General features: G+C 42.7%; 24 protein-coding genes and 1 pseudogene. 19 read left to right on the forward strand and 6 right to left on the reverse strand.

Features of this window, described 5'->3' with window-relative positions; translation table 11 throughout:
- Positions 1-30: 30 nt before the first annotated feature.
- Positions 31-192 carry a hypothetical protein gene (locus V7K49_RS02380; RefSeq protein WP_334872401.1) on the reverse strand — a complete coding sequence of 54 codons (162 nt, stop codon included), beginning with the start codon at positions 190-192 and terminating at the stop codon, positions 31-33.
- Positions 193-299: 107 nt separating this feature from the next.
- A complete protein-coding gene (gene ctpA / locus V7K49_RS02385) occupies positions 300-1,544 on the reverse strand; it encodes a carboxyl-terminal processing protease CtpA (RefSeq protein WP_335072456.1) in 1,245 nt (414 codons plus the stop codon).
- A 551-nt stretch (positions 1,545-2,095) separates the two neighbouring features.
- Between ctpA and petB the strand changes: the two genes are divergently transcribed.
- The 6 genes from petB to V7K49_RS02415 all read left to right on the forward strand — a co-directional run bounded on the left by petB (position 2,096) and on the right by V7K49_RS02415 (position 8,221).
- Positions 2,096-2,743 carry a cytochrome b6 gene (petB, locus tag V7K49_RS02390; protein ID WP_334722788.1) on the forward strand — a complete coding sequence of 216 codons (648 nt, stop codon included), beginning with the start codon at positions 2,096-2,098 and terminating at the stop codon, positions 2,741-2,743.
- A 261-nt stretch (positions 2,744-3,004) separates the two neighbouring features.
- Positions 3,005-3,487: a cytochrome b6-f complex subunit IV gene (petD, locus tag V7K49_RS02395; protein ID WP_334722787.1), complete on the forward strand. Its 483-nt coding sequence runs from the start codon at positions 3,005-3,007 to the stop codon at positions 3,485-3,487.
- Positions 3,488-4,138: 651 nt separating this feature from the next.
- Positions 4,139-4,582 (forward strand): ATP-binding protein, encoded by a 444-nt coding sequence (locus V7K49_RS02400; protein WP_273768440.1) that lies wholly within the window; start codon positions 4,139-4,141, stop codon positions 4,580-4,582.
- Positions 4,583-5,211: 629 nt separating this feature from the next.
- On the forward strand, positions 5,212-6,201 hold the full coding sequence (locus V7K49_RS02405) for a GDP-mannose 4,6-dehydratase (protein ID WP_335204374.1): 990 nt from the start codon (positions 5,212-5,214) through the stop codon (positions 6,199-6,201).
- 10 nt (positions 6,202-6,211) lie between these two features.
- Positions 6,212-7,402, forward strand: coding sequence for a glycosyltransferase (locus V7K49_RS02410; protein ID WP_335204375.1), 1,191 nt, complete (start codon positions 6,212-6,214; stop codon positions 7,400-7,402).
- A 447-nt stretch (positions 7,403-7,849) separates the two neighbouring features.
- Positions 7,850-8,221, forward strand: a complete 372-nt coding sequence (locus tag V7K49_RS02415; protein WP_334872416.1) for a hypothetical protein — start codon at positions 7,850-7,852, stop codon at positions 8,219-8,221.
- 53 nt (positions 8,222-8,274) lie between these two features.
- Here V7K49_RS02415 and V7K49_RS02420 read toward each other — a convergent pair whose 3' ends face one another.
- Both V7K49_RS02420 and V7K49_RS02425 read right to left on the reverse strand, forming a co-directional pair.
- Complete coding sequence (locus V7K49_RS02420) at positions 8,275-8,706, reverse strand: hypothetical protein (RefSeq protein ID WP_335204376.1); 432 nt, start codon at positions 8,704-8,706, stop codon at positions 8,275-8,277.
- A gap of 200 nt (positions 8,707-8,906) precedes the next feature.
- Complete coding sequence (locus tag V7K49_RS02425; protein WP_335204378.1) at positions 8,907-9,029, reverse strand: hypothetical protein; 123 nt, start codon at positions 9,027-9,029, stop codon at positions 8,907-8,909.
- Between the two features lie 60 nt (positions 9,030-9,089).
- On the opposite strand from V7K49_RS02425, the gene V7K49_RS02430 reads away from it, so the two are divergent.
- The 10 genes and pseudogenes from V7K49_RS02430 (at position 9,090) to proB (ending at position 18,162) form a co-directional block, all read left to right on the forward strand.
- On the forward strand, positions 9,090-9,434 hold the full coding sequence (locus tag V7K49_RS02430) for a hypothetical protein (RefSeq protein WP_298918411.1): 345 nt from the start codon (positions 9,090-9,092) through the stop codon (positions 9,432-9,434).
- Positions 9,435-9,621: 187 nt separating this feature from the next.
- Positions 9,622-11,781 carry a pentapeptide repeat-containing protein gene (locus V7K49_RS02435; protein ID WP_335204380.1) on the forward strand — a complete coding sequence of 720 codons (2,160 nt, stop codon included), beginning with the start codon at positions 9,622-9,624 and terminating at the stop codon, positions 11,779-11,781.
- Between the two features lie 195 nt (positions 11,782-11,976).
- Positions 11,977-12,468: a hypothetical protein gene (locus V7K49_RS02440; protein ID WP_334872425.1), complete on the forward strand. Its 492-nt coding sequence runs from the start codon at positions 11,977-11,979 to the stop codon at positions 12,466-12,468.
- Between the two features lie 145 nt (positions 12,469-12,613).
- Complete coding sequence (locus V7K49_RS02445) at positions 12,614-12,820, forward strand: hypothetical protein (protein WP_298918420.1); 207 nt, start codon at positions 12,614-12,616, stop codon at positions 12,818-12,820.
- Positions 12,821-13,025: 205 nt separating this feature from the next.
- Complete coding sequence (locus V7K49_RS02450; protein ID WP_335204381.1) at positions 13,026-14,282, forward strand: GNAT family N-acetyltransferase; 1,257 nt, start codon at positions 13,026-13,028, stop codon at positions 14,280-14,282.
- Positions 14,263-14,760, forward strand: a complete 498-nt coding sequence (ruvX, locus tag V7K49_RS02455) for a Holliday junction resolvase RuvX (RefSeq protein WP_335072473.1) — start codon at positions 14,263-14,265, stop codon at positions 14,758-14,760. Before V7K49_RS02450 ends, ruvX begins: the two co-directional genes overlap by 20 nt.
- Before the next feature lie 140 nt (positions 14,761-14,900).
- Entirely contained in the window at positions 14,901-15,473 is a 573-nt protein-coding gene (locus V7K49_RS02460; protein WP_334872431.1) for a DUF3727 domain-containing protein, read from the forward strand.
- Between the two features lie 338 nt (positions 15,474-15,811).
- Positions 15,812-16,063 (forward strand): annotated as a pseudogene (locus V7K49_RS02465) (hypothetical protein); the annotation flags it as partial.
- A gap of 53 nt (positions 16,064-16,116) precedes the next feature.
- Positions 16,117-16,656, forward strand: coding sequence for a YqeG family HAD IIIA-type phosphatase (locus V7K49_RS02470; RefSeq protein ID WP_335204382.1), 540 nt, complete (start codon positions 16,117-16,119; stop codon positions 16,654-16,656).
- Between the two features lie 396 nt (positions 16,657-17,052).
- The gene (proB, locus tag V7K49_RS02475; RefSeq protein ID WP_335204383.1) at positions 17,053-18,162 is read left to right on the forward strand and encodes a glutamate 5-kinase; all 1,110 of its coding nucleotides are present in this window, start codon (positions 17,053-17,055) and stop codon (positions 18,160-18,162) included.
- 383 nt (positions 18,163-18,545) lie between these two features.
- On the opposite strand, the gene V7K49_RS02480 is transcribed toward proB, so the two are convergent.
- Positions 18,546-19,532 carry an ROK family protein gene (locus V7K49_RS02480; protein WP_335204384.1) on the reverse strand — a complete coding sequence of 329 codons (987 nt, stop codon included), beginning with the start codon at positions 19,530-19,532 and terminating at the stop codon, positions 18,546-18,548.
- A gap of 114 nt (positions 19,533-19,646) precedes the next feature.
- Between V7K49_RS02480 and V7K49_RS02485 the strand changes: the two genes are divergently transcribed.
- Entirely contained in the window at positions 19,647-19,868 is a 222-nt protein-coding gene (locus V7K49_RS02485; protein WP_335204386.1) for a hypothetical protein, read from the forward strand.
- An 18-nt stretch (positions 19,869-19,886) separates the two neighbouring features.
- On the opposite strand, the gene V7K49_RS02490 is transcribed toward V7K49_RS02485, so the two are convergent.
- Positions 19,887-20,639, reverse strand: a complete 753-nt coding sequence (locus V7K49_RS02490; protein ID WP_335204433.1) for a Mut7-C RNAse domain-containing protein — start codon at positions 20,637-20,639, stop codon at positions 19,887-19,889.
- A 101-nt stretch (positions 20,640-20,740) separates the two neighbouring features.
- On the opposite strand from V7K49_RS02490, the gene V7K49_RS02495 reads away from it, so the two are divergent.
- Positions 20,741-20,911, forward strand: coding sequence for a hypothetical protein (locus tag V7K49_RS02495; protein WP_335204387.1), 171 nt, complete (start codon positions 20,741-20,743; stop codon positions 20,909-20,911).
- Positions 20,912-21,743: 832 nt separating this feature from the next.
- A complete protein-coding gene (locus V7K49_RS02500; protein WP_335204388.1) occupies positions 21,744-22,721 on the forward strand; it encodes a sucrase ferredoxin in 978 nt (325 codons plus the stop codon).
- Positions 22,722-22,776 lie beyond the last annotated feature (55 nt).

A 22,776-nucleotide genomic window follows, 5' to 3' on the forward strand; every position in this document is an offset into this window, starting at 1 on the left:
ATTTTCAATCTCAGACAAAATATCTCATAGTTACTGAGAAAAAGCAAGTTCAGCACAAAAAGCTGTTGCATGTGCTGGGAAGACTCTGGTTTTGAGGGTGATTTTCAGAATGGGTAGAGGAGAAGTTAACAAGTTAAGGGTGAAATTATTGATGGGAGGAGCGGAGCGATCGCAAAAATAAAAGATTTTCAAGGTACCCTCCTAAGTAACTCCTAATTCCTAACTCTTTACGCTTCCCAGTTAGAGACTAGGAATAAGGCAACCTCCTAAGTAACTCCTAACTCCTAACTTCTAACTTTTTACGCCTTTCCCGCCACAACCGAGTTTTCAACCAAAAGTTCCACCGCTGCTTGATATTGCAGATCCTCTGGGGTGCCAATCTGTTCGCGGTTAATTGGGTCTTGGGAAATCACTTTATCTGGCTTAATACCTAGTTTATTAATATCCCGGTGTTGAGGAGTTTCGTACTTAGCAATTGTGACTGCCAAGCCCGAGCCATCTGACAATTCAAATAAGGATTGAATTAGTCCCTTGCCAAAGGTGGTTTCACCTACCAACTGAGCACGACGGTTATCTTGCAGTGCGCCGGCGAGAATCTCACTAGCACTGGCACTTCCTTGATTTACCAAAATAACCAGAGGAGCGTTTGTCAGGGCTGATCCAGACGCTTCAAAACTACCTTGAATTCCTTGTCGGTTAACAGTGTAGACAATAGTGCCAGAGTCTAACCACAGACGGGCGATTTCAATTCCTGATTGCAATAGTCCCCCAGGATTATTTCGCAAATCGAGAATGTAGGCAGCAGCGCCTTTTTTTTCTAGACTAGAAATAGCGTGTGCCAATTCCGTTGAGGCGTTGGCATTGAATTGAGTGAGGCGAAGGTAGCCAATGGGTGTACCCTCAGTGGAAACACGCAATTCGGAAACCACAGGGTTAAGAGCAATGCGATCGCGTATAAGTCTAATTTCTGTTTCTGGCTCTTTGTCCCGTTCGATCAGGAGAGTGACAAGGCTGCCACTCGGTCCACGCATTCTGGTCGCTGCTTCATCAAGGGTGAGATTTTCTGTGGAGACGCCTTCAATTTTGAGAATGCGATCGCGTGGTCTAATCCCCGCTTTATCTGCTGGTGAACCTGCTATAGGAGCCACTACTTCTAACTTCCCAGTCTTAACATTTAGGGCAATTTGCAATCCTACCCCAGTCAGTTCCCCAGAAGTATTGACCTGTAAGCTGCGGTACTGTTCCGGATCTAAAAAGCGAGTAAAAGGATCGTCGAGGCTCTGGAGCATCCTCCCAATTGCCGCATAACTGGCATTTGAGTCCGACAGCGGCTTCTCTAGAGCCTTTTGCCGGACTGCCGCCCAGTTTTGATGATTAAACGTCTCATCTAGATAAGTGCGATTAACAATTCGCCAAACTTCGGAAACCAGCTTTTGTTCCGTCGTCAAAGCCATCACTGGCTGGGTGAGCGTACCAAACGCCAGCCAAAACGCCATTAACAATGAAAATCCAACCCGAAAGACTTGTTTGTTCATGAACCCCATTATCAATTCCACCTCAACCCAAATTGCCTAGAAATGCTCACTTGCCCTGTTGTTGATGAAATCTATCTCTCGATTATGTTACTTTTTTTATAGAAGTGGTGCATTTCTCTCATCAAGTTGTTCATTCAACTGATGCGTTGTATTCACTCACCAAAGGATAAAATCTACTTTGTGTCCACCTTTTTCTGTGCAGGGGCGTAAAGAGATCGCAATATATTCCTTCTTTACAGAGTGTAAAGTTTCTGAAGACTCTTAGCACGCTGAAAGCTGACAAGCAAACAAAAAAACTCTCCTTTACTAAAATCCCAAAATTGCTAATTGGGAGAGAAGTCTGAGCGGCGGCTTCTGAGAAGTCCGTAGACGACAATTTTGCTGCTACCCTACTCCTCGGTAACGACAACTCCAGCAAAGACGCTATCGCCAATGGGGAACAGGAAAGCCTAAAGGCGAATCCGCAGGATGCCGAGGCTTGGGTCTATCGGAACTTTGGTCGCCGATTTAGAACTTCGGGATTTATCAACCGCAACCGATTCTTAGGGACTTGAGATTGTATGGCCAATGTTTACGACTGGTTTGAGGAACGCCTGGAAATTCAGGCACTCGCCGAAGACGTCACTAGCAAGTACGTCCCTCCCCACGTCAATATCTTTTACTGCCTGGGTGGAATTACCTTGGTTTGCTTTCTCATCCAGTTTGCCACTGGATTTGCCATGACGTTCTACTACAGGCCAACAGTTGCTGAAGCTTTTTCTTCAGTAGAGTACATCATGAATGAAGTGAACTTCGGTTGGCTCATTCGCTCCATCCATCGCTGGTCTGCCAGCATGATGGTATTGATGATGATTTTGCACACCTTCCGGGTTTACCTGACTGGTGGTTTCAAAAAGCCCCGCGAACTGACCTGGATAAGTGGCGTCATCCTGGCTGTGATTACAGTTTCCTTTGGAGTAACAGGCTATTCCTTACCTTGGGACCAAGTTGGCTACTGGGCTGTGAAAATCGTTAGCGGCGTACCAGAAGCAATTCCTGTGGTTGGCGTTTTGATCTCCGACCTGCTGCGCGGCGGTTCGAGTGTTGGTCAAGCAACACTAACTCGTTACTACAGCGCCCACACCTTTGTGCTGCCTTGGTTGATTGCAGTCTTCATGCTGTTTCACTTCTTGATGATCCGCAAGCAAGGCATTTCCGGTCCTTTGTAATCTCAGCTATTAGCGAAAGGCAACATTTATCAGTTTTCAGATCAAGTTGTTTGTTCTAAACTTATGAAACACAAGAAATTAATTGCACATAAGTTCCAAAAACAAACACTTGTATCTGAAGCCTAAAGCTGTAGAAACCCTCCAGGCGGCTGACCGAAGATAGACAAACGAAACGCTGTTTACCGCCTGTTAGGGTTGCCTAGTAGCTGATAGCTTTCACAAATGCTTTAATTTAACTTAAGCAGGAGAGCACATTTCAAAATGTCAACACAAAAAAAACCTGACCTGAGCGATCCTCAGTTAAGAGCCAAACTCGCTAGAGGCATGGGTCACAACTACTATGGTGAACCCGCTTGGCCTAATGACCTACTTTACGTATTTCCAATCGTGATCATGGGTTCGTTCGCTGCAATTGTGGCTCTAGCTGTGCTAGATCCCGCTATGACCGGTGAACCAGCAAATCCTTTCGCCACACCATTGGAAATTTTGCCAGAGTGGTACTTGTACCCAGTCTTCCAAATTTTGCGATCGCTTCCTAACAAACTTTTAGGAGTGTTAGCAATGGGTTCGGTACCAGTGGGGCTAATCCTCGTTCCCTTTATTGAGAACGTCAATAAGTTCCAAAACCCTTTCCGCCGTCCAGTTGCAACCACAGTATTCCTCTTTGGTACCCTTGTCACCCTGTGGCTGGGTATTGGTGCTGCCTTGCCATTGGATAAATCTTTGACCTTGGGACTATTCTAAATTAGTCACCACAAAGTGCTTTGACGCCTGTGAGTTTCAAGAGCATATGCAGATGTGCTTTTGAAATAAATTTACAGGCGTTAATTTTAACAATAAACAATTCATTAGCCCAACCTCAACTCTTGGAGGCTGCGCCAACGTGTCATCACCCAAGGGGAACGACTGCTTTGCTCATATTACTAAAGTTGTAGCAAGTAGTCTGGGGGATAGCGCATCCTTTTCGAGTCTTTCAGCGTCAACCGTAGCCCTACGGGGATTGAAGGACTCCTGAATAAACGGTGAAACACGACGCCAAATTGAAAATTTGGTGTAAGAGAATTTAGTGGCGGTTCTAAATTCTTCACGAAAAGATTCCTGAGTTCTGGATTCTTTTTTAAAAGTCCAGCTTGCATTTGGGATTTTCAGTTTTGGATTGAAAAGCTATTCCAAAATCTAAAATCACCAAAAGTCACCAAATACAAACATTTTTCACTTACTTAACGTAAGTTGCTAGTTATAATCCTGGAAGTGCCAAAATAGTTGATGTTTTGTATTTTGGTACACAAAATATCTATATCTCAATTGAGATTTTTCTATATCAGAGAAATTTTGCGCTATTGGCAAAATTTGATAACTAGCAACTTGGGTTTACTTGTACTTAAGTCACAGTTAATGCTTAGTATAGTGCAGCAAGACCATCTGACGGTTAAGAGCGAACTCAGTCTCCTAAACCAGGTGCAAGAATGGTTCGAGCAATTTTGTCTGCAACATTTGTCTCAACTTGGCTGGTCAAAAACCCAACTTGATCGCCTCAATTTAGCATTAGCAGAAGGCTTTACCAACGCTGTTCGTCACGCTCATCATGCTTTACCCCCGGAAACAACGATTGAGATTAAGGTTTATCTGTGGATTGACCGACTAGAGATTAGAATTTGGGATTATGGAAAACCTTTCAATCCTGATGCGATCGCAGAACCAGCCCCAGGGACTCTGCAAGTAGGCGGGTATGGATGGTTTCTCCTGCGGCGGTTGGCTGACCGTGTTGTATACGAACGTGGTGCAGATGGTAGAAATTGCCTCCTGATCGTCAAATACTCTGTAGAAGCACAAAAGTAAAAGTGAAGCAGTCAAGGCTAAAGGAAGGTAGAATACTTCCGATGCCAATTTTTGGTTTTGGGGAAGGAGTACCAGCATCGGGCGCGTTAATTCACCTACCATCTCAATTGACAATACTTGGGGCAAAATTCCCTTGTTCAAGGTAGGCAAACTGACACCGACCAGTACTAGTCAACTCTTGGAAATGCTGCGCGTAGCTTGATTATATTTAGGAGTAAGACAAACAGAACTTCTGCTCTGGTCACTGTTGTGCGGAGAAATATCTACGTAGGGGTACGGAGATTTTGCCCAAAGTTGAGCCACTCACTTCAAAACAGAAGCATCAGCAGAAGGACTCTCTGCTCAAATATGTAGTTATTTGATTGATAAAAGTGTACTTCTTTTTCAAGAATATGTGATGTGAATTGGGGTAATATGTTTTTTACGTGAAATTGCTTAGTAATTATGATTTTTTTGTAAAGCCTCAAAGAATATTGTTGTATAAAAAGAATTAATGAATACAGTAAAGATAGCATTCGAGTTACACTAGCTCCCTTGTTAAGATTTGTCAGCAGTGTTGAGAGTCTTAATTTTTGTTCTCTAACAAGTGCAATTTAGTGCTTCATAGAGATAGAGGAGATAGGGGACATATGACAAAGACAGCCCTAATTACAGGAATAACTGGTCAAGATGGCTACTATCTCAGCCATTTGCTTCTCAACCGAGGTTACCGAGTTGTAGGATTAGTACCCCCGCATCGACAACCTAATTTGACAAAACTGGGAATACTGGCAAATCAGGTAGAAATTTTTACGGTTGACTTGAGAGATAATGCGGCGCTGTTGACCGCAGTTGAACAGCTGCGTCCCCAAGAAATTTACAATTTGGCGGCTCCCAGTTTTGTACCCGACTCTTGGAAGGACCCGTTGGCAACCCTGGATCTGATAACTGGTACGGCTACCAGGCTTTTGGAAGCAGTACGACAGGTTGGTTTGTCTACCAGGTTTTATCAAGCCAGCAGTTCGGAAATGTTTGGCGATGTATTTATTTCGCCTCAAGATGAGGAAACTCCTTTTCGTCCCAAAAATCCTTATGCTGCGGCCAAGATGCACGCCCACTGGACGATGGTGCATCACAGACAGCGCTATGGACTATTTGCCTGTAGTGGAATTTTATATAACCATGAGTCCCCTCTACGGCCACCTCAGTTTGTCACGCGTAAAGTTTCTTTGGCAGCTGCATCGATTAAAATGGGTTTAACTGACACTTTAGAAATGGGTAATCTAGATGCCAAACGCGATTGGGGATTTGCCGGAGATTACGTAAAAGCAATGTGGTTAATGTTGCAAGTTGATCAGCCAGAAGAATATGTGATTGGCACTGGTAAACTGCACAGTGTTAGAGATTTAGTTGCCACAGCCTTTGAGTCTGTCGGATTGGATTGGACGCATCATGTAGTCCAAAATACCAGCTTATTGCGAAAAGACGAGCATTTTAACTTAGTAGCTAACCGCAGTAAAGCTAAAATAAACCTCGGCTGGGAACCCCAAGTGAGCTTTGAAGAACTTTTAGAAAAAATGGTAAAAACAGATTTAGAGCGGTTACAAAGCGGTGCGATCGCGCCTTTACCGCGAGTGTAAATAATCTAACATGCAGATCACTCCAGTGACAGAAAACCTAAAGTTAGGTGATAAAGTTAACAAAAAGACTAACCATGTCTTCGTGTTTTTAGAAATTTTTGCCCACGAAGGTGGTATTCAATCATATATAAAAGATATTTTTCGCGCCTATCTGAGATTTAGCCAAGTTTACAAGGCGGAAGTCTTTTTGCTGCGAGATAGTCCTGATAGCTTAAATCCGTTTGAAGACGAGAACTTAAAATTTCATTACTTTAAAAATCAGTCTCCTTATTTGGGGAAACTGCAAATGGCAGCAGCTTTACTTAAGTGTCTGTTGCAAAGCCGACCGCAGCAAGTTTTCTGCGGTCATATTAACTTAGCAGTATTAGTACAAACTCTTTGCCAGCCCTTGGGGATTCCTTACACCGTACTAACTTACGGCAAAGAAGTCTGGGAACCACTGAAAAATCAAGAACGTCACGCCCTGACATCAGCAAATAGAATTTGGACAATTAGTCGCTACAGCCGCGATCGCGCTTGTCTTGCTAATGCTCTAAACCCCAAAATGGTAGAGATGATGCCTTGTGCAATTGATGGGGATAAATTTACTCCTGGTTGCAAGCAGCCAGAACTAGTCCAGAAGTATAGCTTAACTGGTGCTAAGGTATTAATGACAGTCGCGCGGTTATGGTCAGGGGATATTTACAAGGGTGTAGATGTAACGATTCGGGCATTACCAGAAATCGCTCAGGTTTTCCCAGAAGTGAAATATTTGGTAATTGGTCGCGGTGATGACCAACCGCGATTAGCTAAACTTGCAAAAAATTTAGGTGTGAGTGATCGCGTCGTGTTTGCTGGTTTCGTTGCTACAGAAGAATTAATGGAACATTACTGCCTTGCTGATGCCTACATTATGCCTTCGCAAGAAGGCTTTGGCATTGTTTATCTGGAGGCAATGGCTTGTGGAGTACCTGTATTATCCGGTGACGACGATGGCTCCGCTGACCCCTTACAAGATGGTAAACTGGGATGGCGAGTACCACACCGCAGTCCTGATGCTGTAGCAGCGGCTTGTATAGAAATGCTTCAAGGGGATGACCAGCGCTGTGATCGAGAGTGGCTGCGAGAACAAGCGATCGCTCTGTTTGGTATAGATGCCTTCCAACAGCACTTGCAAAAAATGCTTTTATACTCAGTAATAGATCCATTTAAGTCCAAATGACTTATGACTAAAATCGCTATCCTAGAGGGGGGAAAATAAAACTAAATAGCCAAAAATTTTATCAAACTTGCTTCAATTTCAGTTATTTCGCTTTTTGTACCTGTATACTCAAATTAATCCCGAAAACCAAGGGTTTTTATTTTCTGGTTTGTAAACCACGGTCGATTCAAAACTGGCAAGCCTGTAAAAAGGTCAAACCTGTTGTCCACAGTTTGTTAAATGTGCTGAAAATAATGGATGAACAATGGCTAAAAGCTTCAAGAAAATACTCGTTAAAATAAGATAAAGGTAGGGTGGGCTACACCCGAATTTACGCTTGTGGACAAGAAGGAGCTGACTCCCTTGGTTGAAACAAGAAGCAGACCCTCTAAAGTTTACTTTAGTTGAATGACTAGCTCTGAAAAAGTTTGGTCAAGTTTTGTATAGCAGCAGGACGACATTTAAAAAATGAGCTTTAAGTCATTTCAATTGAATCTTTTAAATCTCCGCCCTTGGCTCACCCTACTGGCAGTTATTTGGTTGCTGGCATCAGTGGGCTTGGGTTGGTTGGTTAATTCGTTACTAATTATTTTCGGGTTGCTGTTGTTGGCACCCATTGTGGCTTTTTTTGGCTTTCGTTGGTGGCTGCAACGCAACTTGGTTGCTGACCAATGTCCCGTCTGTGAATATGAATTTACAGGTTTAAATAACAGTCAGTTGCAATGTCCTAACTGTGGAGAGTCGCTGTTAGTACAAAACAGTCATTTCCAGCGCTTTGCACCACAAGGCACAATTGATGTCACTGCTGTCGAAATTCCAGCCCAATCACTGGAAGATTAGTCAAAGCTTGTTGCTCACTAGTGATGAGTCATTAGTAAAGGACAAATGACTATTTATTTTGTTTTTTGCGAGATTGAGAGGGTGTAGCTATACTGTTGCTTGGATAATTCGCCCACATACAGCGAGTATTTTCCTGCCTGCCAGTAACCAGAAACTTCTGACTTGCCTCCAGAGTAGCTATCTGCCATTACACAAAAGCGCCCCCCAGGCCCGTTGAGCAACAGCGTTGGCTTGCCTTGACTCTCTACTGTTAATCGCAAATAAGGTAGTGACTCTGTAACCTGGATCACTTCATTAGGTTCAGTGGTAATATTGCCACAATTACTTTTGACTGTTCCCCCAGACTTTCCGTTCAAAATCAGTGGATCTGATTGGAGATTCCGATTAATTTGGATTGTTGGTGTCTGTGCCAAATTAGCCTCAGTGAAAACCAAACTGATCGCCAAAGCTGTGGGAATAATTGTAAGTAGCCTAAGCGTTTTCATTTTAATTAATGCTCCAGATTTTTTCTAGAGCAATGTTATATAGTCTGATTTAATAGACGACAGCAATCCGTCTAGGTTCCAAAAACTGTCGTATAAAGCAATACCATTCACTTAAGGATTGTTTGTGAAGATTGATGGGTGTAGAGACCATCAATCGTGCAAATTATCTATGTTCCGTGGCGCTTTTGCACCAAAAGATTTCACCGGACATTTCGCACTTCAATCCGTAACACGTTAATCTTCCATAAATCATCATAATTTTTAACCGTCACAAAGGCATTGCACACACAGACATTAGCTAAAATCACTAAGACAAGCACCAAAAATAGAATTTGATTGGTTTGCTGTCGAATTAAGTGACCTAGCTGAGGTAGAAAAAATTGATGAATCCTCAAAGAGAAGAAGACTTGCAGCGTCGCCTCGATAAGCTAGAGGCAGAGATTAATTCTTCGCCTAAAGTGGTTCCCCAACCACAAGAACAAAAACAGATACGTCAGTCTGTTTTTGCCAACTTGAACTTGCAACTGGAGCGATTTCAGATTTGGTTCAACAGCTTATCTGGGGCGAAAAAGCTGGTAGTTTCGGGTGTGACGGTGCTAGTAGGCTTGGCGATGCTGCAAGCAGTGTTTAAACTAGTTGCATCTGTAATTAGTCTGGCATTTTTGGCAGTGTTAGTGTATGTTGGATACAAATTTTTTGCGTCTAGTAGCTTTCAAGGTAAGCAATAATTGATGTTGATATGCATTTACTTTGCACTCTGCCTGGAGTTATGAGAGTCAGGAGCCAGAATACAAAACGCTTCTGACTTATGACTCCTAAATTCTATTTCAATATGCTTTTCTTTTTGCTGATTAGCTTAGTCTATTTTACTTGTGCCGATCGCGGCGTAGAAATAATGTCAAAGGGAATTATGCGATGACGACACCAATTGTCAACAGAAGTAATCAATCTGGTCAGTCAAAAAAACCGGAAAGAGCCAATTCGCTGTTGCTATCAAGTAGGCGTTTTGCTGCTTGGGCGGCTGAAATCACACTAGTAGTTACCAGTGGGTTGATTCCCTTCGGCATTGGTGTCTATGCCAATTCTAGAAGCGATTTTAATCGAGTGCCGCTTAACCCCATACTGGTAGTCACCGAAAGAGCGATCGCTAGACCCCTGGCTCTGCCTGTGAGCTATGGCATCCGTAACGTAGCATGGCCGACTAATATTTTGTGGACAATCGCCCTGTTAGCGCCTGTAACTCTCTCGTGGTGGCAATTGTATTTACTGGCTAAGACTGGTAGCACAATTCCTAAACGTTGGTTAAAAGTGCGGGTTGTCAACGAGCAAGGCAAGCCACCCGGATTGGGGGCAGTTGTAATTAGAGAAGGAGTTGGGCGTTGGACTGTACCCATTTCCATCGCCTATCTGCTGTGGCGCTACAGCTTTGCTTTTCCTAATTTAGGATTATTCATATTTTTGTCTTTGTTAATGATTGTGGGTGAAGGGATAGGCTTACCATCGCGTCGGGGGCGTCGCGCACTACATGATCAACTTGCAGGCACTTATACAATAGATGCGGCTCGCCCCTTGCCATCCTCACTCTTAGCTAACAACAGACAAGCTCAGTCTGCTGGCGGCAATGATCAAGCAGAAGAATGGCAAGAGGGAAATGAAGAATTAGCAGCAGACCAAACCAACCAGTCACCTAATCTGTGGCGGCAGATCCAGCAAAATCCTAATCTGACTTTGTTTGGGGTAGGGCTTACAAGCATGACTGCTGTGTTGGCAACTTTAATCGGTACTCAAGTCTATATCCAAATTCAACAATCCCAGCGAGCAACTAAGCAAATCAACAGCCAACAGTTCCTCGAACTCGTTAAACAATTGAGTCCCAACTCTGGGGCGACTAACGAGCAACGCCAAAGTGCAATTCTGGCTATGGGTGGTCTTAATGACCCACAATCCATTAAATTTCTGGCGGATCTCTTAGTTAGCGAAACCAACCCCAGCCTCGTGGATACGATTCAACAAGCTTTGACAACTGTCGGGCCCAAAGCCATCCCGGAACTAAAAAATAAGAATCTGTTTTTGGTGGGTAAACTAGAGTCTGTGGGTAGTACTGCAACCCAAGAGCGGGAATTGCGGCAAGGGCGGCTACAAAGAAACCAGCGGACAATCAATAAGATTCTCTCTGTTTACAGCGGTAAAATCGAGGGCGTTGACCTTAGTAGCACCCAATTAGGTCAAAGCGGTACTCCGGGAAGTTCCTTCTTCAACTTGGTACTAGACAACGTTGATTTATCAGGAGTTAAGTTAAAATCTGCAAATCTTAACCAAGCCAGTTTGAAGGGTAGCCGCTTCCGGAGTGCGGGTGAGGATGGACGCTGGGATACTTACGACGATGTGATAGCTGATTTAAGCCAAGCTCAGTTGCAGCAAGCCAATCTTACTGATGCTAACCTCAGTCGTGTCTTGATGAACCGGATCGATTTGAGCCGCGCCACTCTCAACAGAGCCAACTTATCCAACGCGCGTCTATTTGACGCTAAACTCAACAGCACCCAACTAGTAGGAGCCGATCTGCGAAACGCAGTTTTGGAAAAAGCCAGCTTGACTGGAGCAGATTTAGGCGACGCTAAATTGAACGAAGCCAATCTGTACGCTGCGCGTTTAGGTCGCGTCACTGCTATCGGAACACAATTATCCTTTGCCAACTTAACTAACACTGATTGGCAAGGGGCAGATTTATCAGGAGCCTATTTGGATCGTGCTAATCTCAGCAATGCTAACCTGAGCGCCACACGTCTGGCTGGTGCTGTTTTGCGCTCTGCCCAGATGGAAAACGTCAACTTGCAAAATGCCGACTTGAGTCTTGCAGATTTACGAGGGGCAAATGTAGCAGGAGCAGATTTTAAGGGGGCAATTCTCGCCCCTAGCAAACAAGATCCAGCAGATCAATTTGTCCAAACCCCAGATTTAGGCTCAGTATCTGCCGTAGTCCAAGGCGTTGATTTTTCTCAAGCCAAAAATTTAGATGCCAAGCAATTAGCGTACATTTGTACTCAAGGAGGCATTCATCCCCGTTGCCCGTAGAATGGAGGGGGCAGGGGAGCAGAGGGGCAGGGGGAGCAGGAGGAGCTAGGGGAGCGATGAGTTTTACCCAATCCCCAATGCCCAATACAACTCTTGGAGAGCCTGCGCCAACGACGTCGGCTCCATCAAGCGAAGTCGAGATGCTCAGTACAAGTGCCCAATGCCTAATAACAAAATGGTGTGAGGAGTTCGGTTATGAAGTATATTCCATATTTGGTTTCAGTTTTGGGGGCTGGCTTGGTCTTGAGTCTGGCGAGTCCTAAACCAGCACAAGCTCAGGTAGCCTATGGTAGCTATATCGGTATAGGCCCCAGTATTGGTTTTACTGATGGTATCCAATTCGGGGGGGTTATCGCGGGACGCTACAAGCTTTTGGAAGCGCCAATTTCACTCCGTGCCCAAGTGTTAATTGGTAATAATACGGCAGTTGTACCAACGGTTTCTTACGATTTCCCCCTTAACTGGCAAGCTGATGCCTACCTGGGTGCTGGGTTAGTGTTGGCTGGTGGTGGTGGTTCTTCTCCTGTGGGCGACAAAATTAGCTTTGCTTTACAACCGGGCATTGATTATATGATCCCAAATAGCAATACTGTGCTTTTTGGCAACGCCATCATTGCTTTTGATGCCTATCGTGACAGCGGTGGTACAGCGATCGCCGTACAAGGTGGTGTTGGTTTGAGATTTTAATGGGCAGATGAAAACCCTACAGCGATCGCTATCCCTAAAAAGCGTTAAACTTCATTGCAAATTCATAAGTTAGTCCAAACAACGTGATAGTTTTTGGTTATTGAAGAGAGACAGCACAGGATTAACACAGGAGAACACAGTGGCAATGGAATCAAATTTATTAACAAATGCGGGCGCAGATGAAGTGAATCAAGATTTCAGTGAATATGTCGCCAACCTGCAACTTCATATGACTCTGCAAGCTCGCAATCTTGTTCCAACCCTGAAGCAAACACTGGTAGATAGTCGCCAGCAATTACTCCATCAAACCCAAGCCCACTTTGAAAAGCTAGTTTCTCGACAAGGGCTGTAAATATATACAAATTTTAATCAAAATTCAAATAAAATAAAGGCAGATGTTGTTGGGTCAATGCCAATGGTGTTCTCACAAGGTCTGCTTTTTCTGCTTTTTTTAAGTATTGAGTTACTAAAATCACCCTTTTGGCGCAATAGTAAGGGGCAGAAACTAGTTAATATTATTGCAGCAGTTCCTTTGAAGAGCAGTTAGTTAAGGCTGAATGGCGGCTCGAATTAAAATGACTTCATTACTTCCCCGAAACCTCAGCGTTGTTATCCGACCAGTCCAATACCGGGATCTGGACGGGATTGAGCGCATAACTCAAGAGTCATTCGCAGCCCATACTCCCCAAGGAGGAGGTTTTGCTATAAGCCAGATGCAAAGGCTGCGTCGCTGGTATGGATTACTCAAATTTTTGAGTTGGTTTCCTAACCCGCTACAGTATCGCCTCTGTGCCTATGTAGCAGAGCAAGGGCGGATGCTTGTAGGGATGATTCAAGTGTCACCGTTTAACCGGACACACAGCACTTGGCGCATTGATCAAGTATTGTTAGAGCGTGGTGTCGATAAACAAGGAATTGGCTCGCAACTTTTGCGTCATTGCTTTGAATCGATTTTGGAAGCTCGGACTTGGCTACTGGAAGTTAACATCAACGATATTGAGGCGCTGGCACTATATCGACAAAATGGATTCCAGCGTCTGGCAGAAATGACGTACTGGGAAATTGGGCCAGAATTACTGGTTGAATTGACACAAGCAGAACCAGATTTGCCCAATCTCTTGCCAGTGAGTAATGCTGATGCCCAGTTGCTGTATCAACTTGATACGGCATCTATGCCACCTCTGGTACGTCAAGTTTTTGACCGCAATACCCGCGATTTTAAAACCAGTTTGTTTGGCGCTTTAACTGATGCAGTCAAGCAATGGCTGACCAAAACAGAAGTAGTCAGTGGTTACGTATTTGAACCCCAACGCAAGGCTGCGATCGGCTATTTTCAGGTGCAACTTGACCGTAAGGGCGAAGTTCCCCACGTGGCAACGCTGACGGTTCATCCTGCTTACACCTGGCTGTATCCAGAGTTACTATCTCAACTGGCTCGGATTGCTCAAGATTTTCCCCAGCAAGGGTTACAACTAGCTTCCTCAGACTATCAGGCAGAGAGAGAAGAGTATTTGGAACGAATTGGAGCAAAACGCATAGAACACACATTAGTTATGTCTCGCTCTGTGTGGCACAAGCTACGGGAGTCTAAATTTGTCTCCTTAGAAGGAATTCAGTGGACTGATATGCTTCAAGGTTTACAACCGGCCCGTAAACCGATACCAGGCGGGATGTCATGGATACAACCAGGAAAACTGCCATCGGCAGAGAAACCACTGCCAAGCAAGTTAGAAACGATTAACTTTTCGGTAAAAAACCCTAGCATGGAAGCATCGCCGATTCCTGAATCAGCAGATGCACAGCAGGAGAATTAGTGTGATATCCCAAGAGCAACCAAAACCGTTTATTTCAGCGTTGGGACTGGATTTCGGTCGCAAGCGGATTGGAGTAGCAGGGTGCGATCGCACGGGTTTAATTGCCACGGGGATTACCACAATTGATCGGACATCTTTTGAGCAGGATGTCGAGCAAATCCGGCAAATAGTTAATGAACGTGAGGTGCAAATCCTAGTTATGGGCTTACCTTATTCAATGGATGGCTCAATAGGATTTCAGGCACGTCAAGTTCAGAAATTTACTATAAGACTTGCTAGAGCACTGAAACTGCCTGTGGAATATGTGGATGAGCGATTAACTTCATTTCAAGCAGAGCAACTGCTGATAGCTGAGAACCGCTCCCCGTCACGCCATAAAGGTTTGATTGACCGCAAGGCAGCCGCTTTGATTTTACAACAATGGCTAGATGTTAAGCGTGCTAAATCCCGCAGTTCAGTGGCGGCTATTGAGTATTGATACCTTTTAACATGATATTCTGAAAACGATTAGCCAGCAGTTGTATCTACGTATAAAGCTATTTGATTGACATATATGTCATTAAGCAGTTCAGCGATTTCCAAACTTGCTGGTATTTATTAAATTTCTACATTTCGGCTATGTTTTCCTCTCCATTCTCTGAAGAAAATGATAACGCTCATGCGGGTTCCATCACTTTAACCGATGACAAAGGGCGATCGCTCGAATGTTACATAGAGCATTCCCTGGAGGTAGATGGACAAGAATACGTTTTGCTTCTTCCTGTAGACTCACCTGTAGAAATTTTTTCTTGGGAAGGTGACGGTGAGGAAGAAGAAGCGGTTCTGGTAGAAGATGACACCACCATTGATCAAATTTTTGCTAATGCCCAAGCTGTACTATCTGAGCAGAACCTGATACTGAAGAACACAGCATACGCTTTGACAGTTGCAGGTGATTTACCTCCAGTTGAAGAATCAGAACTCTTCACCTTAGAAATCGAAGACGAAGAGGCAGATTTAGAGCCAGAGCAATTACAGCTACTCGCTAGCTTCTATGATGAAGATCAGGAGTATGCAATTTATACACCCCTCGATCCCCTGTTATTTTTTGCACGGATAGCAAAAACAGGTGAACCTGAATTACTCTCTCCAGAGGAGTTTCGCCAAGTGCAACCTCTGTTAGAGGAACATCTTTTTAATGAAGTGGAATAAGATTAAAAATTCAAAATGTTACATTTTCATTTTGAATTTTTTAATTGAGAATTTTCATTGTAATCAAAATCTACTTAAACCTTTTGTCATGTCCCATTAAATGTGGAAGCAATGAAACATTGACACAAAATTGGGATAGTTTGTGTTCTTTAAGATTCTGAAAAAAGCATTTTGGCAAGGATTTTAAATCTAAAATTCAAGTTGCGCTGGAAGCGCACCAAAGGTGCGACCCAAAATCCAAAATTGGTATGAGGTGCTGAAAATGGCTTATAGCGACTTTACATTAAGTAAATTTAAAAAGTCATTTAGCATCCGTATTGATGAAGAAACTGATTTATGTGCAAGGTGGATTAGGTCAATATGCGGCCGCAATGTTGGCAGCACAATTGTTTAATCAACAAGAAGGAAATGAAATCAGAAAAATTTCCGGTGCGGTAACAACAGGGGATATTTGGAAGTTTTTGAAGTTAGATGAAAACGATATATTTATTGATTTGAGTAATTATTACATCAAAGAAATAGATAAGATTTTAGCGATTTTATCTCAAAGTGTTCAGGGAGATATTCCAGGATGGAGTTCGACTAACTAAACTATATTGGGTTATGCTCATTTGTCTGAGCTATCTACATTTGACTGTTGACTATGATCTGGAACAATCTTTTACAGCCTGACTTGATTTTAGAGGGTTCAGTGTTGAACCTAACACTAGATATTATTCAAAAATACGGACTGAAGGGGCTGGTGTTGGATGTAGATGAAACCTTAGTACCCTTTAGAGTAGGGGTGGCTTCACCAGAACTACAGTATTGGGTGGAGCAAATTCGTGCCAGTACTGCATTGTGCTTGGTGAGTAACAACCTCAGTGAAGCGCGAATTGGTGGAATTGCGCGATCGCTCAACCTACCTTACTACTTAGGTGCAGCCAAGCCTTCCCGACGCAAAATTAGGGCAGCACTTAGGGCAATGGATCTACCAGTGCATCAAGTGGGGATGGTAGGCGATCGCTTATTTACCGATGTTTTAGCAGGTAATCGCTTGGGGATGTTTACCATTTTAGTCGAACCGATCATTCATACAGATGCAGCTCTGCGTTCTCATCCTATCCGCAACTTTGAAGTTTGGATATCTGAAATTCTCGGAGCCTCTATTACCCCCAAGAAAACCAAGATTCACAAAAGTTGAGAAATCGTCAGAAAAGTAAATCTAAAGAAATAATTAAGGAATCTTCATGTAATTCAAAAATCGGGGATCATAAGTATTAATAACATGGGATCAGCCAAAAAGACCTTAATTTATACTAAGTAAATATCCACCCGTAAAGCGTCAGCCTTCACTATAGAGGGATTGGCGCTTTACAATTTTGGATTTTAGACTTCGACTTCGCTCAGTACAAGTCGCTCAGTCGAACGATTTTGGATTTTGGATTGAATCTAAAATAGACTTCTCTGTGGGTGGATTTTAAGCCTAAAAGGCTGTTTCCATAGGCTTTAGTCTGTTCGCGTAGCGTGTGCCTTAGGGCAAGTCTAAAAAAACTTATGCAAGATGTCTAATCTAAAATCTAAAATCTAAAATTGAAAGATGTCACTAACAATTGTTGTCAAAATCGGCACTTCTAGCCTAACTCAACCAGAAACAGGACAATTAGCACTTTCTACCATCGCCACTTTGGCGGAAACACTCTGTCATTTAAGACGCCAGGGACATCGAGTAATTTTGGTTTCTTCTGGGGCTGTGGGGGTGGGATGTGCGCGGTTGGGCTTAACCGAACGTCCCAAGGCGATCGCATTGAAACAGGCTGTAGCAGCAGTCGGGCAAGGCAGGTTAATCCGGGTATACGATGATTTATTTACTACTTTACAACAGCCAATTGCTCAAGTATTACTGACTCGGAATGACTTGGTACAGCGCAGCCGCTATCTCAATGTCTACAACACTTTTAAAGAATTACTGGGACTGGGAGTGATTCCTATAGTCAATGAAAATGATACCGTAGCAATAGACGAACTAAAATTTGGCGACAATGACACCCTTTCGGCATTGGTTGCCAGCCTAGTAAAAGCAGATTGGCTATTTTTGCTCACCGATGTCGATAGGCTGTACTCAGCCGATCCGCGTTCCGTGCCAGATGCCCGACCGATCGCTTTAGTTAGTAGCATTAAAGAATTGGCTCAATTACAGATACAAACAAGTTCCCAAGGTTCTCAGTGGGGTACTGGCGGTATGGTGACAAAAATTTCGGCTGCAAGGATTGCCATTGCTGCTGGAGTGCGGACTGTAATTACCCAAGGACGATTTCCCCGCAATATCGAAAAAATTATCCAAGGTGAACTTATTGGGACGCATTTTGAACCGCAACCTGAACCAACTTCTGCGCGTAAACGTTGGATAGCTTACGGTCTTGTACCTGCGGGTAAATTGCATTTAGATGAAGGTGCGATCGCTGCAATTTCTCTAGCGGGAAAATCGTTATTAGCAGCTGGAATTAAGGCAGTAGAAGGAAAGTTTGACGCACAAAACGCCGTGCAATTGTGTGACACCAACGGTAACGAAATTGGTAGAGGACTTGTGAATTACAACAGCAATGAACTGCAAAAGATTTGTGGACATCATTCACGGGAAATTTCGACAATTTTAGGTTATGTCGGTGTAGAAACTGTGATTCACCGGGATAATTTGGTTTTGACTTAAGTAAGTCGGCGAGAAAAATTCAATGTATATGAAGAAATTCTTCAATGATTAATTTTTTGGATTGTTTGGTGAGGATTTTAAAAATCAATTAGTACAAAAAATCAAAAAATAGCCTAGATTGGATATTGCGCTAAAAGCTTTTTTAGAGTTATGCAATATGAGGAATTGTCTAGTTCATCAGAACTTTGCAAACTATACAATCGATAAGACTGCTAAAGAAGTATACGACTAATATCAAGAGGCTATGATATTTGTGCAATGGCTATCTGATAATTTCGATAATTCCTAAATTTTGGCAATGCATTTAGTCTTGATCAAGGAAAAACAAATGTCTAGCCGAAAAGTTTTCTACAGGAATGATTGGGTGATTTTTGTAATCTCCTTTATTCAGACATCTTGATTTCAGCCAATCTCACAGCCCCCCACAAAGGCGCATCATCCCCCAGCACCGCCGGCACAACTTCAAAATCAACCTCGGGCAAAGCTGTCTCCCGCGCCACTTGACGCATCACCTGCCAGAAATACTCCCCCGCCTTCGTTACACCGCCTCCCAACACAAAGCGCTGTGGATTCATCAGGTTCGCCACATTACCAATGCCCATACCCAGCGCCCAAGCCGCCTTGTGCAAAACTTCCTTAGCCAAATCATCCCCAGCCGCCGCAGCTTCACTTACCAATTGCCCTGTCAATAACGTTAAATTATCCCCCACCAAACCCCTCAAGACCTCTCCTTGGCTTCTTGGCGGTACCCTCCGGGAAGCCGCTGGTGCGTCTACGTTCTCCAAAATTTCCCTAGCATTTTGCGCCATATAAGGCCCAGAAGCCAAACGTTCCACACATCCCCGCTTGCCACATAAACAAACTGGCCCAGCAGGATCTACAACCATGTGTCCAATTTCACCAGCCATTCCACCAGCACCCCGCCAAGGTTTACCGTTGAGTATCCAACCACCACCCACGCCAGTGCTGACAGTGATGTAAAACAAACTATCGTATCCCTGTCCCGCACCAAAACGATGTTCTCCCAAAGCAGCAACATTAGCATCGTTGTCCACACCCACAGGAACACCAAACTCCTCCTCCAAGAACCCTTTGAGGGGAATGTTTTCCCATCCAGCGACATGATGAGATAGTCGCACCGTCCCCGTGGAAGCGTCAACTGGCCCACCAAAGCTGACACCGATCGCAGCTGGTTTTGTGTCTTCCAGCAATGAGTAAATGAGCGATTGCATAATTTCCAAGTCACTACTAGCATTTGGATTCGCTGGCGAGAGACGACGTTCATAACGCAACCACTTTCTAGAACCGATATTTACAGTTGCTGCCGCCAGCTTAGTTCCGCCAAAATCGAGAGCTAGGATCAATGTCACAGTCTTTTATACTCCTTCTACACCATCACAGCGCGTGGTTTATTTCTCAGGAAAGATGTTTGCGCTCAAGATACATTTAACACTAGAGAAAACCACATTATTATTTAGCAACTTATGACTCCAGATCAACCCAATCCACTTATCGATTTATCTCACGCTAAAGAACCTCCTCGCTCTATTGATATGGATAAAGCTCAAGAGGCAGATATCATTGAACCAGACGAAGTTAGTGGACAAAGTAAGCAAAACCTCACTCCTGATGATTTGAATCGCGAAGATGAAGATCCAAGAATGGGCGGTAGTCAAATAATTAGTGGGAATATTTCAGCTGGGTAAATAATTATCATGACTAAATTACTCACCTCTTTGTGAGTTAAGTACTCCATCAATAAACTGTTGTAATCGTTCATAATGTGAACCTTTCCAATAAATGCGATCGCAGTCTTGACAACGCTGGAATTGATCAATCTGCGATCGGACATTCTCTGGCACTTGGTCAATGATCGATTGCTTATCTACAGATTCTAATAATCCATTGCAACGCAAACACCGTTTAAATGGTGAGATTAATTTAAACAAGTGAAAACGTTGCAGTACTTCTAAAATTTGTTGTTGAGGGTTAGTGTTTCTAACGTAATACCCATGCGTTACCAAACTACGCATCAATAGACCTTTATCACGGGTCAAGAGAATCCGCCCTTGGCTGGAGGATATTTGGGCTAATTTCTCATCCTCATAGTCATTGCGGTATAAAGTATCAAAGCCTAAAAGTCTTAGAGATGTTGCTAGTTTGCCTAAATGAATATCTAAAACAAAACGGATAATACTGAGCGGTTTTGGTAGAACCGAAACGCTTGGTATAATAACACCCCTAGCTGAAATTGGATAAACATTAATCGTATCTCCATCCGAAACTATGTAAGAAAAATTTACATATTCACCATTAACATTTATAAAATCAACTTCTGGATGAGGGACACCCAAAGACTCAATCATGTCCTTAATTGAGGCTTTCTCCTCAAAAAAATGGGAGATTCTCACTTGCTTGTGATGCCGTGGTAAAAAATGATTCAATTCTGCATGAAAATAGAAATATGCGATCGCCATAGCTACAGATATTTGGATTAGTAGGGTAGCACAGGTGTGTACCCCTACTGGCAACAATTTGTCACAATTGCTAAACTTTATCTATTGTATTGAAAGAATCAATGCTTACTCAAGTGAGCTATCTCCACGATAAAATGCCTGTTAACCTTGATTTAACCAACCTTTTAGAGGCGACAAAGTATAAAGAAATTATAAGGATTCTCAAATACTTGCATTTATTATTGAGTTCAGTTACAGTCAAAGCAGATGGATATAATCAAACCCTGACATGAGCTTCAGGAAGTTAGATTAGGTAAAGGGTAAATAACAGGTTTGTTAATGTTGATGTCAGTGACGCTGCTAATAATTAGTCACTAGTTTTGAACATTAATTTATGAGGCATGAAGTACGGGGCACTAAAGCATTTACCCCTAACTCAATTGTTTTTATTTTTTCTCAAGCAATTGAGAATTGTTTGCAATATAGATATATGGATAAATAGATTAAAAGGAGAAGTGGGGAAAAAGTTTTAAAACAGTATTGGCTACCAAAGGATTTTATTTTTTTCATGTATTATAGCATCTATCTTTAGGAATATATTCATCACAAGAACAATACAAAATTAGATATTTATGTGTAAAAACAGGCACTGTAACTTGCTATGTAGATAATTTCAGCAAAACTTCAGATAACTATATTGCTATAGGAATATTTTTGATTGTAATATCAGCTACATGGATATTATAAGCACGTTTATTGCCTATTACTCTCCATGGGATTGCACAAAATTGAACATATTTGATTTTGGGAAAGAAACCAAGTTCAGAAAAGCCGAGTTTCAGCAAGTGAAAATTTATAAAATACCAAATAGCAATAAAACTACATACAAAATTAACATCGGTCATACGGAAAAATCTATCTTGACGCTGTTTATCTCTATTATGGATAATTTATTAACCGGAAAGACCTTGATCAACAATGATGTTATTAAGTGGCTACCTAGTTTGAAATGGGAAATGAATATTGTTCTTTTTTATCTCCTTTAGCCAAGGATATTGTAGCTAAAAACACAATTGTATTTTGTAATACCTTTTGTCCATAAAATATGCTAATGAGTACAGCGAGATGAATACTTTTTTTTGTTCTGACGATTCACAGCAAGCGGGAGAAGATGTTATTGGTAGCGCCACTAATTATCAAACTTATATTTTAGTTGAGTGTCCTTTACCTTGGACATCAGAAGCCTTTAATTCCAAATGGGTGCCTGAGAATTTGAGGATTTTGGTAAAGGAAGTAAAGCGTGCTAAACTACCGATTAGATTCCTCTTAATTGCTAATGATGTATCACACAAAGTAAACCACACTACGCTTTTGATTTATCAAAAAGAAGAGGGACTAAGTAATGGATACCATAAGCAAGAGTTTAAGCTAGCAAATATTGAGCAAGTAGCAGCAATTGTCCAAAAATGGTTATGGGGTATCAGTTCTAACTCTCAGGTAGAAACCAGTGCAACTAAAGATATTTTAGTGTGTACCCACGGTAGCCATGATAAGTGCTGTGCCAGATTTGGCACTCCCTTTTACTTCAATGTTACAGCGAGTAATGCTGATTTGTGCTTAGACAATGTGCGAGTTTGGAAATCATCACACTTTGGTGGACATCGGTTTGCACCAACAGTCATAGACTTGCCAGAAGGAAGATACTACGGTCGTATCGATCAAGATTCATTTAGATCAATTTTGACTCGAACTGGCGATATTCAATGCTTAAATAAAGTCTATCGAGGCTGGGGAATTCTGCCTGCTGCACTTCAGATTTTGGAAAGAGAACTAATCCTCTGCAATGGATGGGATTGGTTTAACTACAAAGTTGCAGGCAAAATTTTGGAGCAAAGTTTAGACAATAATACTATTCTGGGTGAGCTAAGTTTTGAACAACCTTCTGGTTCTCTCTACACTTACCAGGCTAAACTTGTGAAAGATGAAACTAAGACTCAACAACTGAAGAGTTCATGCAATGCTACACAAGAGTTGGTCGTCACTAAATATGCTATAGCTAGTCTTTGGCTTAGTTCTAGTAAGGTGATGAGTTATAGTGCATAAAAAGCTAGGGGTATGCATCTACCTAATTCGATAATTCGTAATTCGTAATGATGCT

Source organism: Nostoc sp. (assembly GCF_036919675.1).
GTDB lineage: Bacteria > Cyanobacteriota > Cyanobacteriia > Cyanobacteriales > Nostocaceae > Nostoc.